Genomic DNA, 16,420 nt, shown 5'->3' with positions numbered 1-16,420 from the left:
CACTGTTAGGGAAGAATTGTTTTTAGAGCAGAATGATAGCATGCTCGACCAGCTTGTTCTTGTCTTAAAGATCTTTAATATTTTCAGTTTGATTTGGTGTGTTTTATGCTTTAAGGTTCCCCATTCAGAATAAATTGGCGTCTATTTTTTAAGGGATTATTATGGGTCAAACGGTGATTGACAAAGAGCTTGAGGTTGAAGAAGGGGTAACGATTGTTTCCAAAACGGATTTACATGGAACCATTACCCATGTCAACGATGCTTTTGTAAGAATTAGTGGTTACAGCCGAGAAGAGTTGCTTGGTCAGCCGCATAGCATTATGCGTCATCCCGATGTCCCTAAAGCGGTGTTCAAAGACCTTTGGGATACCATCAAAAGTGATAAACCGTGGGTTCAATTGGTTAAAAACCGCTGTAAAGGTGGAGAGTATTACTGGGTAGAGGCCAATGTGTCCCCGATTCGGGAAGCAGGTGAAGTGGTTGGTTATTTATCGGTTAGACGCCGTATTATCGATTCGCAGAAAAAAGCGGCACAAGCTTTGTATAAAGAGGTTGCGAACGGTAAAAAATCAATCAAAAACGGTTATGTGCAGAGTGTCGCTAGCCGCTTTTGTCTGTTCAATCGTGTCAACCCAATGCTTATTTTGGTCGGTATGATTGTGGCAATGAGCATAGCGGGTATTTTGGAGGCGGTAGATGTTGTGAAATTTCCATGGCATGTGCAACTAACCGTGCTATTGGTGTTTTTGAGTTATGCACTCTTTATCAGCGCAAAACTCAAACAGCGAATTGATGAGTTTTCCGGCTTTCTCAAAAGTATGGCGGAAGGGGATTTCAGACCGCAGGTAAATACTGCCGGTTCTACTTGGGTCAGTGACCTTGCGAGTGATTTGAAAAAAATGCAGGTGCAGATGGGCGCGACTTATGAGGCAAACCGTGCGCAGTTAAACTATAACCTACGTGTCACCACCGCTTTGGATAATGCTTCAACCTCTATTATGGTGGTCAACCGTGACAACTTGATCATTTTTTATAACCAGGCCTTAAAAGCGTTTTTCAATCAAAACCATACTGTGTTTGCAGAAGAGTTTAGCCGTTTTGATACCGAAAGTTTGTTGGATAGCCCATTGGCGTTGTTTAGTCAAACGGCTTCAGTAGAACCGTTATTCAGTAATGACTTGATGGAAACCATCGATAAAGAACTTCTGTTTGGTGGCTTGAATATTCGGGTTGTTAAGTCTCCGGTCGTCAATGCACAAGGTAGGTGTATTGGAGCGGTTATCGAATGGACGGATTTGACCCAGCAGCGCAAAGTTGAAAAAACACTCGATAACGCTTTGAAAATTGCCGCTAAGGGTCATACCGACATTTCTATCGATACCAAAGGCTTAGACGGTTTTTATCTGTACTCGGCAGAGAACATCAATAATTTGTTGCGAAGCCTCAATGGCGCTATTGAGGATATGGTGCACATTATGGTGGATTTGGCTAATGGTAATATGCAACATCGTATGGATAAGCCTCTCAGCGGCGCTTTGGATGCTATGAAAGGGGCGACCAATGTTTCCTTGGATAATCTTAGTAGTATCATGTTACAAATCAAAGAGGTTTCGAATGCTACCTTAGATTCCGCCCAAGAATCCGCGACTTCAGCAATGGATCTTTCCAATCGAACACAAATCGCGGCGGCGACATTGCAACAAGTTAATGCCAGTATGCGTGCGATTGACAGTATGCAAACTGAGAATAGTCAATCTTTATTGGGTGTGGCGGATTTGGCAAAAAATGCGATGCAACTAAACCAGAGCGCTCGAGTGGCAATGGATGACTCTATTAATGCAATGGAAAGCATTTCGGGTACTTCTGAGAAAATCGAAGCCATTATCGGTTTGATCGATGGCATAGCTTTCCAAACCAATTTATTGGCTTTAAATGCGGCGGTAGAGGCCGCAAGAGCTGGTGAGCATGGGCGTGGTTTTGCGGTTGTTGCCGGAGAGGTTCGCAATTTGGCGGGCAAGTCGGCGGAAGCGGCCAAGGACATTAAATTATTGATTCATGAATCAGGCAATAAGGTTCGTGAGGGTTCTGAAAAGGTGCAGGCAACTCATGCGGTATTTACCGAAGTTGACGAAGGGGTGGCTAAAATCAGCTCGACTTTATCAACGGTGGTTGAATCAATTAGTGAGCAGCAACGTAACGTAACCCAAATCTCCAGCGCGATTAAGTTGTTGGATGAGAACATTCAAAGCAATGCCGCTTTGGTTGAAGAGTCATCCGCAACCTCAAATGCGTTAAATGAACAGGCTGCTCTTCTGAATCATGAGGTGCAAAAATTCCAACTAAATCAAAAATCTGATCTGAATCGACCTTTGCATATGGCCGATATATTTGGTGTGAATCTAGCGGATATCCGTCAAAAGATGCGTTTATGGCGGATTACGGCTCAGTCGTATTTGAATGGGGTAAACGTACCTTTTAATGAAGCCACCGGTGTTGATGGGGCAAAATGTGAAGTCGGCCTGGCATTGCAGAAAATCGTTCAAGGTGAGCCAAAAGTGCAAAACTTGCCTATTTGGAAAAAAGTCGAAGATTTGCATTATCGTCAACATAAAGCCGTCAAAGTGGTGTTGGATACCAGGGCTGATGGTGAATTGACTTTTGATAAGATTGAACTGATAGACGAAATGGTTGGCGAATTTGTTGCTGTGACCGAGCTTCTAGACGCCGCGTTGGAAGAGCTGGAAGGGGTGATTTTAAAGCAGATGAAATCGCTTCATTAAGGATGATGTTAGCCATTACTATGGGGGATTGATTAAAGAAAAAGGTGCTCTAAAGCACCTTTTTTTATGACTTATTGACCGTGGTTTTTATTCTCTAAAAATAAGTGACCCGGCCTGGTCGTTTTTTAATTTTTTAACGATTCGAAGCCAATTCGGCTTCTAATTCAGCTTCTAAACAGTCGAATAAGGTGCCTGCGATATTCAAATTGAACTGGCTATCAAGCTCGCGAATGCAGGTTGGGCTGGTCACGTTGATTTCGGTAATGTAATCACCAATCACATCCAAGCCAACAAAGAAAAGTCCTTTGGCTTTTAAAGTTGGAGCGATTTGTTCACATAACCAACGTTCACGAGCGGTGATCTCCATTCCTACCCCCGTTCCGCCAGCGGCAATATTCCCCCGGGTTTCCCCTTCGGCGGGAATACGCGCTAGGGTGTAATCAATCGGTTCTCCGTTAATCAAAAGGATGCGTTTATCACCGGCTTTGATTTCTGGAAGATAGGTTTGCGCCATAATGTGATGACGACCGTGACCGGTCATGGTTTCAATAATCACACTGATATTGGGGTCGTCGTTACGCACCCTGAAAATGGATGCGCCGCCCATGGCGTCTAGCGGTTTAAGAATGGTATCTAAATGGGTTTGTACAAACTCTTTCAGTTTATCGGCATTGGCGGTAACTAACGTTGGCGGAATGCATTCGGGAAACCAGCTAGCAAATAGTTTTTCGTTGGCATCACGCAGACTTTGCGGTTTGTTGACGACCAGAACGCCTTCCGCTTCCGCTTGCTCAAGGATATGGGTGCTGTAAAGATAGTCGTTGTTAAAAGGCGGGTCTTGACGAATTAAAATAATGTCTAAGGTGTTCAAAGCGATATCGTGTGAAGCACCAAAGCCATAAAACTGTTCTTCAATCGAACGGTCCCAAACTTTTAATTCGCTGGCGATGGCATAGGCCTGGCCATTCTTTAGGTAGAGGTCTTCGGGTTGCATGTAAACCAGCTCATGGCCGCGACGCTGAGCTTCTAAAAGCATGGCAAAAGAACTGTCTTTATGTGGTTTGATTCCAGAGATTGGATCCATCACGATGCCAACACGATAAGCCATTTTATTTCCTTTTGAGTGAGCTGTTTTAGATTGCATCGATAGCCGGAAGGTTGCCTTTGGCAGCGGCAATTTCACGGGCTGCGGCTAATAGCGCTAAACGTGCAATCACGCCGTAAGCATAAAAACGGTTCGGACTCGCATCCGGGTTTTGCGTTTCGTCAGGTAATACACAGGCCTCTTCAAAAGAGAGTGGCTCAAAGTGCATCCCCGGTGAGTTTAGGTTGTCCGTCGCAGTCTTACCGGTATGGACACGATAAAAACCGCCAATGACTTGGCTGCCAATCATATAGACAACCGGCTCGGCTACGGCTTCATTGATGGTTTCATAGGTATAGACGCCTTCCTGAACCAACATCTGCTCAACTTGTAACCCCTCTTTAACCGAGGCCATTTTATTACGCTGTTTGCGGTTGAGGTTCAAGATGTCTTCTGGGCTGTTGACCGACATGATCGCCATGCCGTAAGTTCCACTATCCGACTTAACAATCACAAAAGGTTTACACTTGATATCGTGGGTTTTGTAGTAGGTTTGAGTCTCTTCCAAAACCTTGTTTACGGCCTCTGCAAGATCTTCCAGTCCTGTTTGGTCTTTAAAGTTTATCGGTCCGCAAGGAATCGATGTCGGGTTGATCAACCATTGATCGATATCAATCAATTTGGCAAACGCTTCGGTCACATCTGAATAATGCGCAAAATGTTCCGTTTTATAACGGTTGGCCCAACCAAGTTCCATAGGGGGTAATAAGGTCTGTTCGATACCTTCCAGTATTTCCGGGCGTCCGCCCGATAAATCATTGTTAAGCAGCACCGCGCATGGAAAAAAGTCATCGACACCGACACGGTTGTCCTTTTTGACAATCGGTTTTAGGGTCAGGGCGTTACCTGAAGGTAGTTCAATCACCATCGGCGCATTCAATTCAGGAATCAAAGAACCAATGTGGACTTCGTAGCCCGCGCTTTCCAAAATAGTTTGCAGAGCGTAGACGTTCTCAAGATAGTAGAGATTGCGGGTGTGGTTTTCAGGAATAATCAGAACCCCATCGGCAATCGGGCATACTTGAGTTACCGCGTTTTGTGCCGCATGCACCGCCAGAGAGCGTAAATCCGGATGTAGGTTATTGAAACCTGCAGGGAATAGATTGGTATCGACCGGGGCAAGTTTGTAGCCAGCATTGCGCAAATCAACCGAGCCGTAAAATGGCGCTGGGGTGTTTTTAAACTGTTTTCTAAACCAGGATTCAATGGCGGTGTTATTGGCTAAAAGGTGCTTTTCTAGTTCTAAAAGAGGCCCTTTTAACGCAGTTTGTAAATGTGGCACTTGGCTGGTTGATGACATCGATACATCTCTTATGTTTGCGCGGTATTTTAAGAACACCATTATACTCAGATTTCAATCTAGTTAAGAGCGATTCTTATTTAAAATATTAAGTCTTTGTTATTCGAACTCTGGAAGTTCTTGCAGGCTTTCGGCAGAAACGACTTTATCCTTTCCGGTGTTTTTTGCTTGGTAGAGAGCATCATCCGCGCGAGCCACAAACTTGAGTAGCGGTTCGTCAAGAGAGTAGGTTGCAACCCCAATGCTTAATGTTTGTGTGAAACCTTCCCTAAAGCCGATTTTTTTAACGGAATGTAGAACCTTATCTGCAATGACCTGGGCTTGTTGTGAATCGGTTGCCGGGCAAATAAGCATAAACTCTTCACCGCCCCAGCGACCAAATGTATCCGATGAGCGGATATGTTGCTTGATGTCGTGGCTAATCGCTTTCAAGACTTCATCACCGGTTAGATGTCCGTAGGTATCGTTGATTTTTTTGAAATTATCCAAGTCGATCAACATAATGCTGACAGGACTCAGCTGTCGGTTACTGCGATTGATTTCGGTATTGAGTATATGGTCGATATGACTGCGGTTGTATGCACCCGTTAAGAAGTCAGTGATATTTAATTGAGCCAGCTTATCATTGGTGATTTCTAAGGTTTTTTGGGTGTTGACGAGTTGCTTGTTGCTCGTGGTTAACTGTTGGTTCAAGTTCCTCAGCTTACGATTGTAAAGTAGGATTATCAGTAAACCAATGACGATGGGTGTGAGAATCAGAAAAACCCGATTCCATTCTATTTCCTGTTTATAGTCGACTTGTAACCATGGGTTGTTGAGTTTGGTTTGGGTTTGGGAGTCTATGCTGGCTAACGCTTTGTTTAAAATAGAATGCAATTCTGGCCAATCTTTACGGATTGCCATCGAAACATCGGCTTTAAAAGGGGTTTCACCGCTAATCTGCAAGTTGGGTAAGCCTGTTGAGCGAATGAGATAGCCAATAACCGCAACATTGTCAACGTAACCATAAGCCAGTCCCTGAGAAACCGCTTCAAGACCTTTCTGAGGGTTATCGACAAGGTATAAATTCAACTTAGGGAAGTGGGTTTTCAGTAACTCATGTGCCGCATAGCCATCTACAACGGCAATGGTTTTGTCACTGAGGGTCGATAAATCTTTTATAAAGTTTTCGCCTTTTTGGGTGGCGATAACCATTGGGAAGTTCAGGTAAGGTTGCGTGAAGTTGACGTATCGACCGCGTTCGGGGGTATTGATAACCGCAGAATACATATCAAGTTTATTATCTTTGACCTGTTGTACAGCCTCTTGCCAACTGAGTTCGGCAGCGGGTTTAAACTCGATTCCCGTTAGGGATTTTAGATAGATAAAATATTCGTTAGCGATGCCCGTATATTGACCTTTATTATCTACAAACTCGATGGGAGCCCAGTTGTTGTCAACGGCAACGTGCACCACCGGGTGCTCTCTAATCCAAGCGGTTTCTTTTTCGGTCAGGGTTAAGCGATGCACCTCTTTTTGGTAGATGCCTTTGGATACGTCGAAATCTTTGTCAATCAGTTGGTGGTCAACAAATAGGCGATGAATAAAGTCTAAACGCCCCTTATCCAAGGTGCCAATCGGCATTGTGTTCGGCTGAATAGCTTCTTCAATCACTCTGGCTTCATACATCAGGTGTTCATAGCTTTTATTGACTTTCAGTTCATTAATCAGGTAATTGATGATCTCTTCTTTGTGCTTTAAAGCGTAGTCCCAACCCTTGATGGATGCACGTTTGAATGCCAGTACCCTTTCAGGGTGATTCTTTAATTCATCGTTATGCGTGAAGATGAGGTCTCCATAGAGGTCAACCCCATAGTTCATCGGATGAAAGATATTGATTTCAATACCGTTTTTATAAAAAAAATAGGGTTCATTGGAAAGATAAGCCGGGTACGCTTGAATCTGGCCTTTTGTCAGCATGTCCGGGCCGGCTTTGATAATCATTCGATCTAGGTTGGGGGTGATGTGATTGTGTTTCATCATCGCAAGCAGAGGGAAACCATCGGTGTCCTTTTGATAAAAGGCGATGTTTTTACCCGTTAAATCAAAAAGGCTGTCTATACCACTGGATTTTAAGGTGATGATAACTTGCGGTGAATGTTGGAAGATAGGCGCAACAATGGTTATTGGTGCTCCTTTAGCTTGGTAGAGCATCATCATGCTGTCCGCTATACCGTATTCGGATTCGCCATCAATCACTTGCTGAATATTGTTTTTGAAAGGATCTCTAGGTTTTATGGTGACATCTAAACCTTCTGCCGCATAATAACCTTTGATTTTCGCCGCATAATAACCGGCAAACTGAAACTGGTTCTGCCATTTCAATTGTAAAGAGATAGGCTCAAGTTGTTGAGTGGTGCTCGGCGTTGTATCCGATGGCGTCATGGTATCGGTATTTGCCAGGGTCAAACGGTTAGTGAATAAGCAAATCAGAAAAATGGCAAACAACAGTGGCGGTTTGGATAGCTTTGCTCTCACAGAAGGCCCTTTTTATGCGTGAAAAGGATGGTTCCTGATGATTTTAAATTAAGAGCAATATTTTGCAATTCAGTATTCCTTGGTAGGGATAGGATTGAAAGATATATATTCTAGCATCTAAACACCAAAATCTCCCCAAAGTGTTTGTAATATCGCTAAAATCGCCGGCCCGGCTGTTTCGGTACGCAATACTCTTGGGCCAAGTTGTACGGGAGTTAATCCGGCGGTTTTCGCTGCATCCACTTCGGCCTCGGTTAAACCGCCTTCAGGACCAATTAACAGGTTGATAGGAACTTCTTGCAAAGGCTGATTAACCGTAGCTAAACTGTCTTTGGCGTAAGGGTCTAAAACCAAACCGAAAGGTTTGCTCTCAGCGTTTTGTAGAGATTCCAACCAGGCCTGGTAAGTTAGGATAGGCAGAACTTTCGGAACGACGGTGCGCCCACTCTGTTCACAAGCATTGATAACAATGGCTTGCCATTGCTGCTGACGTTTTTCACGTTTCTCGTCTTGTAATTTGACATCACAGCGTTCGGTAAAAACCGGCTGGATGGCGGTGACGCCAAGCTCTACGGCTTTCTGTATAGAGTAATCCATACGATCACCCTTTGAGATCCCTTGAACTAAAATCGTGTTTAACGGTGATTCGCTATGGGTTTGTTCGACCGATTCAATTTCAAAATCAGCCGTTCGTCGGCTAGTCACGATCAGCTTGCCTCTAGCCAACAAACCGTGGCCGTTGAAGGCTTCAATCGTATAGTTGTTTTTAAGGCGTAACACCGTTAAAACATAGTGCGCCTGCTCTTTCGGTAAAGCAATGGTTTGCTTGGCTTGGTAATTGCCTTCTAAAAACAGACGAGAGATACGCATAATCGAGTTCTTTAATTTGACTTAAAGGTCAGGTTCTTAACAATTTCCAAGGTAGGTTCAACACTGTTCATGCTGTAAAAATGTACGCCTGGCGCACCGGCATCCAACAGTTTTTGTGACAGTTCTTGAACAACATCCTTACCAAAAGCGAGTAGGCTTTCATTGTCGTCTTCAAAGCTTTCTAAGCGGCACTTCAACCAACGAGGCACTTCGGCACCACAACCTTCCGAAAAACGGATTAGGTTCTCATAGTTGGTGATAGGCATAATTCCTGGAATAATCGGAATATCGATGCCGTTACGTTCACAATTATCAATAAAATAACGATAACTATCGAAGTTGAAGAAGTACTGCGTAATCGCCGAGTCAGCGCCTTGGTCAACTTTGTGTTTGAACCATTTTATACCGATATCGCAATTACGTGCTTGAGGGTGGGTTTCAGGGTAAGCCGCGACTTCTAAATGAAACTTGTCACCACGTTGGTCTTTGATGAACTTGACTAAATCACTGGCATATTTGAATTCACCTGGGTCCATCATCCCAGAAGGCAAGTCACCTCTAAGCGCTACGATGCGTTTGATTCCCAAAGCTTCATAAGTATCCAAAAGTTCCGTGACACTCTCTTGGCAGGCGCCAATACAGGTTAAGTGAGGAGCGGCTTCTTGGTCTGTCTGCTCTTGGATATAGCGTACGGTTTCAAGGGTTCTTTCTTGAGTGGTTCCGCCAGCACCGTATGTAACAGACATATATTCAGGGTTCAAAGTGCCTAATTCATTAATGACGGTTTTAAGTTTTTCCATGCCCGGTTCGGTTCTCGGGGGGAAAAACTCCAAACTGAATTTTTGAGGGTATTTTTGTTGAGATTTCATTTTGTCTCTCTTTTAAAGCGACCAGGCCTGGTATTGAAATTTTACCAGGCCTGGTTAAATCTTGAATTTAAGAATTGACCAAACTAAACAGCTTTATAGTCCAGCATCCGCTCTTAACGCATCTGCTTTGTCCGTTTTTTCCCAAGTGAACTCAGGTAATTCACGACCAAAGTGACCGTAAGAAGCGGTTTTTTGGTAGATAGGACGGTATAAATCCAGCATCGCAATTAACCCTTTAGGACGTAAGTCAAAGTGTTCACGCACTAATTTTTCAATCAAGGTGATGTCGACTTTTTCTGTACCAAATGTTTCCAAGCTGATTGAAGTCGGTTCTGCAACCCCGATAGCGTAAGACACTTGAATCTCACACTTGTCAGCCAGGCCAGCGGCTACGATGTTTTTTGCCACATAACGCCCAGCATAAGCTGCAGAGCGATCGACTTTTGATGGATCTTTACCAGAGAAAGCTCCACCGCCGTGACGAGCCATGCCGCCGTAGGTATCGACAATGATTTTACGGCCGGTTAGGCCTGCATCACCTACCGGTCCACCAATCACAAAACGACCCGTTGGGTTGATGTGGTATTGCGTTTCTTTGTGTAACCACTCGGCAGGTAGAACCGGTTTGATGATCTCTTCCATAATCGCTTCACGTAACGTGTTGTTGTCCACTTCCGGGCCGTGCTGAGTGGAAAGTACCACCGCATCAATGGCAACAGGCTGACCGTCTTCATAACGTAAAGTAATCTGGCTTTTTGCATCAGGGCGTAACCAGTCTAGCTGACCCGATTTACGCACATAGGCTTGGCGTTCCATTAAACGGTGTGCGTAATAGATCGGTGCAGGCATTAACACATCGGTTTCATTAGACGCATATCCAAACATCAATCCTTGGTCACCGGCACCTTGTTCATGCTCGGCGGTATCATCAACCCCCATCGCGATTTCAGGAGATTGTTTACCAATAGAAGACAGAACCGCACAAGTTTCGCCGTCAAACCCTAAATCACCGTGGTTGTAGCCAATGTCTTTAACCACTTTACGCACCAACTCTTCTTGGTCAACCCAAGCTTCTGTGGTGATTTCACCGCCTAGCATTACCATACCGGTTTTTACAAAAGTTTCACAGGCAACACGTGCACGCGGGTCTTGTTCAAGAATGGCGTCAAGCATCGCATCGGAAATTTGGTCAGCAATTTTATCTGGGTGACCTTCAGATACAGATTCAGAAGTAAATACAGTTGTTTTAGTCATGTTTTGTTCCTCGAGAAGAATGATGTTTATTAAAAACGAGGTACGGGGCAGTGCTGGGAACTTAGAGAATAAATCATGGAGGGTTCCTCGCTTTAGCCGTACTTTTTAAGCGCCCGCAAGCTGATATCAAATCGGCGCATTCATATATTATGGCTTATTTTATATTTTGGTTCAAGTTAAGGTGATGGGTTTTGCCTTTGGATTTCACCTTTATTTATATAGGGTTATATCTCGGTTCAAGCTTGAATGTCATTTTAATGTAATGTGATTGTAAATAAGAGTTCTTAGTTTTCATTGGTGGAATTCTTTATATTGCCCGGTCTGATTTTAACAAGGGTTGTAAAAGTAATGCCATTATTCAGTACGGTTGATGAAACTGGAGTTGATAAAAAAGAAATCTCGGTTTTTGACGCAAGTCAAAAATTAATGTTGAAAGAAACCGGATTCGGTTCTGAACTATTGGACATTGTCGATAATCGAAAACTACAGTGTGTTTTTCAACCGATTGTGGATTTAAAACGCAAAAAAGTTTGTGCATTTGAAGGCTTGGTGAGAGGCCCTTTCAAATCGGTTTTATACCATCCGTTGAACCTATTCAAAGTGGCGGAAGAGCAGGGCGTGCTTTATGAAATGGATACCTTTGCACGAATCTCAACCATCCAAGCCTTTGCCAAGCAGGTTTCTCAAGACGAGCATTTACATCTGTTCCTCAATATCTCCATCAATGCGGTAATGAATCCTGCGCATCAAAAAGGTCTGACGCTCGAAGCGTTGGAGGTTTTTGGGATTCCTCCTGATAGAGTGGTCATTGAGATAACCGAACTTCAACCGGTAGATAATTTTGAAGCCTTTGTTTCCGCAATTAATTATTACCGCTCCATAGGGTTTAAAGTGGCGATTGATGATTTAGGCAGCGGTTATAACGGTTTGAGGATTTGGTCGGAGGTTAGACCGGACTTCGTGAAAATTGATCGCCATTTTGTCTCTGATATCCACCTGCATGAGGACAAGCGATATTTCATGGAAACGCTGATGACTTTGGCAAAAAGCACCAATACTCGGGTGGTCGCCGAGGGGGTGGAAACCGAACAGGAACTCGAAGTCTTGATGAAGTTGGGGATCGATTTGGTTCAAGGGTATTTGTTCAAAAAACCGGAAGAGAAAATTTCTGAAGAGTTGCTGTACGAGTGGCCGGAAAATCAATTTAGCGTGAAAAGTGAAAAAGGCGAAACAGTTGCAGAAATTGCCTTTGAGCATCCTGTTGTTGAACCGGGGCAGAGAGTCAATTCGGTTTCCGAGATGTTTTTACAGCACCCGCAGTTAGATTACTTTCCGGTCGTTCAAAAGGGGCATGTTTTAGGGATGGTTTGGCGACGCGACTTGATGGATTTGTTGGCTAGGAAATTTGGACAGGAGCTGCATGCAAGAAAAACGGTAAAGCATGTGATGGATAGGGAGCCTATTATCGTTGATTCTAAAACCTCTTTGGTTGAGTTAAGCCGGTTGGTTACCGAGAGCAGGGAGTTTGGAAGCCGAGATGCCTTCATTGTTGAAAAAAAGAAAAAATATTTAGGTTGTGGCGATTTTAGGGATCTACTGCGAAAAATCACCGATTTAAAGGTTCAAAGCGCCCAATATGCCAATCCGTTGTCCGGGCTGCCAGGCAATGTACCTATTCAGAAAAAGCTCAATAAATTACTCAAGGCAAAGCGCCATTTTATGCTCATGTACATCGATGTGGATAACTTTAAACCCTTTAACGATTGCTATAGCTTTGAAGAGGGTGATGGGGTAATCAGCTTGATTGCCGAGATACTGAAAAAGGTGGTGCCGGAAGAGGAGGTTTTTCTTGGCGAAAGTTTTATCGGCCATATTGGTGGCGATGATTTTGTGGTGATGAGTACTTTTGTTGAAGAATCTCGTGAGCGTGCTGAAGCCATTCTCAAAAAATTTCAGCAGCAGATCGTTGAGTTTTATCTAGAAGAGGACCAACAACGAGGAGGTATAGAGGCTGAAAACCGCAGAAATGAATCACAGTTTTATCCTTTAATGACCTTGTCTATCGGCATCTTGCTGGTGCACCCGGAAATTTTTGAACATACCCAAAGATTGGCCTCTTATGCAACGAAAGCTAAAAAAGGTGCGAAACAGGCTGGCGGCAATACTTATTTCATTGTCGACTCAAAACAGGCTTAGTCTATATCGACAGCACCAGAACTCTCTAAGATAGTGTTTAGTGGGCTGGGTTTGTGGAAATGGTAACCTTGGGCGTAATCGATGCCCATATTGGTCAGCCAATCAGCAACCTCTTGGTTTTCAACAAACTCGGCAATGGTTTCTATATTCATGTGGTCACTGATTTGATGGATGGCTTTAACCATTGCGGCATCAATAGGGTCGTTCAATATATCTAAAATGAAGGCACCATCGATTTTGACATAATCCACCGGTAGGGTTTTTAACCAGCCAAACGAAGAGAATCCTGAACCAAAATCATCTAAGGCGAGTTGGCAACCATGAGTCTTAATGCGCTGAAGGAAGCTGATGCTCGCAGACATATGAGTGATTGCGGTGGTCTCCAATACTTCAAAGCAAATCTTGCGGTTCAGGTGGTCGTAGTTTTCTAAGATTGCCAATAGTTTGTTACTGAAGTCCGGGTTGCTGAGTGATTGCCCTGAAATATTAATGTTGATACGGTCAACTTGAGTGAAGTGTTCCTCTAACCATTTATAGGCATGTCTTACTATGTATAAATCCAGATCGGACATCAAGTTAAAGCGTTCGGCAGCAGGCAGGAATTGGTCTGGAGTAATGATGTTTTCACCATCTTGTAAACGAACCAAAACCTCATAAATGTGGTTGCCCTTGTTTTGTAATGGAATGATTTTTTGGGCGTAAAGGATGAATTTTTCATCTTCTAAAGAGCGTTTGATGCGGTTAGCCCAATCTAAGTTTGAGAAAGCTTGATTCTCTTCGTTATAGACATGGATTCGATTTCGCCCGGAGTCTTTAGCGATATAACATGCGATATCCGCTTGGCTCATGGCGGTAGCCCGATTGAAAAAACCGCGCATTTGGGTGATACCTATGCTGGTTCCAATATCAAAAATTCGGTCCTTCCATAGGAAACGGTGCTGATGGACAGCAACACGGATATTTTCTGCGATTCTAAGCGCATTCTCCAAACTACAGTTTTCTAACAGTATGGCAAACTCATCACCACCGATGCGCGCCAATAAGTCGGTTTCACGAACATGTTCGCGAAGAATCGAGGCCACTTGTTTGAGTTGTTCATCTCCGGCCGAGTGGCCAACGGTATCATTGATGATTTTAAATTGGTCAAGGTCAATATAGAGTAGGCAGTGGTTCTGGGTTTGCTGGTGAACGCTACGCTCAATCAGTTCATCCAGTTCGTTTTCAAATGCTTGGCGGTTTTTTAGACTGGTTAAGCTGTCATGTAATGCCTGCCAGGTTAAGCGTTTTTTGAGGTCTCGCTCTTCGGTGGCGTCATGAAAAACCAGCACCGAGCCAACGATGTTGCCGGCTTTATCAATGATAGGGGCTCCAGAGTCTTCGATAGAAATTTTTTGCTCATGGCGGTCGATTAGGATAGTGTGCTGAGGTAGGTTAATGGTTTTTCGCTTTTCCATTCCCAATAATGCCGGATTAGCCACTTTCTCCATGCTTGTTTCATGGTGAATTTTAAATACCTGCTCTATATGCAGGCCATAAGCTTGAGAGTTACTCCACCCGGTAAGTGTTTCAGCGGCAGGGTTTAAATAGGTTATCAAACCATCTTTGTTGGTTGAGATGACGCCATCGCCAATCGATTTTAGTGTGGTTTCCAAAAGCTCCTTTTCCGAATGCAGCTCTTTCTCTTTATTGTTTAAATTACCAAGCATGTCTTGAAAGTTTTCTGAAAGGATTTGTAGCTCATCCTCTCTTTTTAATGACAGGGTAATGTCCCTTTCTCCAGAGCGGACACGGTGTGTTGCTTCAACCAAGGTGTTAATGTCTTTTGTGAGGTTTCGACCCATGCGCCATGCAAAAAAAGTACCGATTAAGATGGCAATCAGTGCATACACCAAACCTTCTAAGGTAACAAGTTGCACACTTTTATCAATGTTGGCTCGGCTCATGTGGATTCTCGCCCAGCCGATAACGGTGCTTTCTATTTTTATAGGCACGGCAATATCCAGAGCGCTCTTAGAGTCTGTAAAAGTCAGAATGTCGTTGTCGGGTTGTGGGGCTGGGAACTCAATGCTTTTACCAATGACATCAGTGGTCGGTTCCGTTCTATGGTAATACGCCAGGATTTTTCCCTTGCTATTGGTGATCATGGTAAAGACAAGGTTTGACTGTTGCGCTTGGGTGTTGAGGATTTCTTCCAGGCCTGCTAAATCTTTGGAAAGTACCCACGGTATGCTGTTAGCCGCGAGTGTTTTCGCTATACCTGTGGTCGCTTGCTTAGACTCTTCTAGTAAAAATGTTTGTTGACGATTGACCAAGTCCAATACAAAAATAGACATCAAAATCGCATGTAGTAGAGCGATGGCTACGATAAGCTTAAATTTTATGGATTTTAAATAGAGTTGTTTAAGCATACTTATTCTTTGGCAGTCTTATTTTCTGTATGAGCGTGTAATTCCAATGGCCTTACCGTCTTTTGAAATTGGTTGATAAATTGTTTAACTGGGGCATAAGTACTATTATCGGCTTTTTCATATTTCGATAAATACATTTTATTCAGAATTTTCTGCCCTTCTGCCGTAGTGTGCAAGTTGGCCAGTAGAATTTGTACCTTGTCAGAAATTTCCACTGGGACGTTTTTACCGGCCACTACACTATTATTAGGCAAAGACTGCGTTTGCCAAATCACTTTCAATTTTTCTTTGAGTTCTGGACGTTCTTTAGAGAGTGCTTCCCATGGTGGTGGCCAAGTCGCTCCAGCCATGGTGGTGCCAAGGTAAACACTCATAATGGATGACTCCTGTGAACCTACATAAACGTTTTTGATGTCTTTGTTGATATCCAAACCATGCGTTTGCAGATAATACTGCGGAAGAATTGTTCCGGCTAAAGCGGTCGGAGCAGGATAGCTAACGCTGTATCCTTTAAGATCTTTAGGGGTTTTGATGGGGCTGTCTTTCGGCACCAAGATAATCCCCTTGAAGTTAAAGTCATCGCCCATTTTTGCTATGACACGATAGTTATGCTCAATTGCAATGAGGGTTTGAAAAGGGTTGGGTAACGCAAAATCCACGGTTTGATCAATCAGTTTTTGGTCAAAAACCGCATAATCCCTGGATGCCTCAAGAGTAAATTCCGCTTCAGGGATGTTTTGGTTTAAATATTCTAATAAGGGGTTGAATACATCAAAGAGGCGTGAAGGGTTGTGTAGAGGGTGTACCGCAAACTGGTATTGGTGTTTTTCAGAGGCGGCTTTAGCCGCTAATATCGGTTTTGGCGGGTCTTGATCCTGCTGGGAACAGCCAGTTACACCTACTAGAGATAATATTAAAATTAAAAAAGCATAAAAAAACTTCACGCCTTCACCTGCTCGTTTCGATTGAAAAATTTAGTGTGATTTTAAGCATTCTAGCAGAGGTGTTATAAATAAAAGTTGTTATTCATGCCTAAAATTATTTATGAATAGATTTATGAGATTATTCATATAGTTGTATTT

At 43.5% G+C, this 16,420-nt stretch carries 10 protein-coding genes; 2 read left to right on the top strand and 8 right to left on the bottom strand.

The features are described from left to right. The first annotated feature begins 161 nt into the window (after positions 1 to 161). Positions 162 to 2,780, top strand: coding sequence for a methyl-accepting chemotaxis protein (locus L6421_RS09630; protein WP_237261582.1), 2,619 nt, complete (start codon positions 162 to 164; stop codon positions 2,778 to 2,780). Positions 2,781 to 2,913: 133 nt separating this feature from the next. Here L6421_RS09630 and gshB read toward each other — a convergent pair whose 3' ends face one another. The 6 genes from gshB to metK form a co-directional block, all read right to left on the bottom strand. Then, the gene (gene gshB, locus L6421_RS09625; RefSeq protein WP_237261581.1) at positions 2,914 to 3,888 is read right to left on the bottom strand and encodes a glutathione synthase; all 975 of its coding nucleotides are present in this window, start codon (positions 3,886 to 3,888) and stop codon (positions 2,914 to 2,916) included. A 25-nt stretch (positions 3,889 to 3,913) separates the two neighbouring features. Next, on the bottom strand, positions 3,914 to 5,224 hold the full coding sequence (gene gshA / locus L6421_RS09620; RefSeq protein ID WP_237261580.1) for a glutamate--cysteine ligase: 1,311 nt from the start codon (positions 5,222 to 5,224) through the stop codon (positions 3,914 to 3,916). Positions 5,225 to 5,323: 99 nt separating this feature from the next. Further along, positions 5,324 to 7,741 carry a transporter substrate-binding domain-containing diguanylate cyclase gene (locus L6421_RS09615; RefSeq protein WP_237261579.1) on the bottom strand — a complete coding sequence of 806 codons (2,418 nt, stop codon included), beginning with the start codon at positions 7,739 to 7,741 and terminating at the stop codon, positions 5,324 to 5,326. 117 nt (positions 7,742 to 7,858) lie between these two features. Then, positions 7,859 to 8,611, bottom strand: a complete 753-nt coding sequence (locus tag L6421_RS09610; protein WP_237261578.1) for a 16S rRNA (uracil(1498)-N(3))-methyltransferase — start codon at positions 8,609 to 8,611, stop codon at positions 7,859 to 7,861. Positions 8,612 to 8,622: 11 nt separating this feature from the next. Then, entirely contained in the window at positions 8,623 to 9,480 is an 858-nt protein-coding gene (gene metF / locus L6421_RS09605) for a methylenetetrahydrofolate reductase [NAD(P)H] (protein ID WP_237261577.1), read from the bottom strand. Positions 9,481 to 9,573: 93 nt separating this feature from the next. Beyond that, positions 9,574 to 10,734, bottom strand: a complete 1,161-nt coding sequence (gene metK, locus L6421_RS09600; protein WP_237261576.1) for a methionine adenosyltransferase — start codon at positions 10,732 to 10,734, stop codon at positions 9,574 to 9,576. 348 nt (positions 10,735 to 11,082) lie between these two features. Here metK and L6421_RS09595 point away from each other — a divergent pair, with 348 nt between their 5' ends. Beyond that, positions 11,083 to 12,930, top strand: coding sequence for a GGDEF domain-containing protein (locus L6421_RS09595; RefSeq protein WP_237261575.1), 1,848 nt, complete (start codon positions 11,083 to 11,085; stop codon positions 12,928 to 12,930). Here L6421_RS09595 and L6421_RS09590 read toward each other — a convergent pair. Continuing rightward, positions 12,927 to 15,338 (bottom strand): EAL domain-containing protein, encoded by a 2,412-nt coding sequence (locus L6421_RS09590; RefSeq protein WP_237261574.1) that lies wholly within the window; start codon positions 15,336 to 15,338, stop codon positions 12,927 to 12,929. The genes L6421_RS09595 and L6421_RS09590 overlap by 4 nt on opposite strands. 2 nt (positions 15,339 to 15,340) lie before the next feature. Beyond that, positions 15,341 to 16,282, bottom strand: a complete 942-nt coding sequence (locus L6421_RS09585; protein WP_237261573.1) for a phosphate/phosphite/phosphonate ABC transporter substrate-binding protein — start codon at positions 16,280 to 16,282, stop codon at positions 15,341 to 15,343. Positions 16,283 to 16,420 lie beyond the last annotated feature (138 nt).

The organism is Thiomicrorhabdus immobilis, from assembly GCF_021654855.1.
Taxonomy (GTDB): Bacteria; Pseudomonadota; Gammaproteobacteria; order Thiomicrospirales; family Thiomicrospiraceae; genus Thiomicrorhabdus; species Thiomicrorhabdus immobilis.
Note: the sequence above shows the minus strand (reverse complement) of the source record. Positions and strands in the feature narration are given on the sequence as shown.

Coding starts and splice junctions, on each gene's coding strand:
- L6421_RS09630 (WP_237261582.1), top strand. CDS start 162: ATGGGTCAAACGGTGATTGACAAAGAGCTTGAGGTTGAAGAAGGGGTA.
- gshB (WP_237261581.1), bottom strand. CDS start 3,888: ATGGCTTATCGTGTTGGCATCGTGATGGATCCAATCTCTGGAATCAAA.
- gshA (WP_237261580.1), bottom strand. CDS start 5,224: ATGTCATCAACCAGCCAAGTGCCACATTTACAAACTGCGTTAAAAGGG.
- L6421_RS09610 (WP_237261578.1), bottom strand. CDS start 8,611: ATGCGTATCTCTCGTCTGTTTTTAGAAGGCAATTACCAAGCCAAGCAA.
- metF (WP_237261577.1), bottom strand. CDS start 9,480: ATGAAATCTCAACAAAAATACCCTCAAAAATTCAGTTTGGAGTTTTTC.
- metK (WP_237261576.1), bottom strand. CDS start 10,734: ATGACTAAAACAACTGTATTTACTTCTGAATCTGTATCTGAAGGTCAC.
- L6421_RS09595 (WP_237261575.1), top strand. CDS start 11,083: ATGCCATTATTCAGTACGGTTGATGAAACTGGAGTTGATAAAAAAGAA.
- L6421_RS09590 (WP_237261574.1), bottom strand. CDS start 15,338: ATGCTTAAACAACTCTATTTAAAATCCATAAAATTTAAGCTTATCGTA.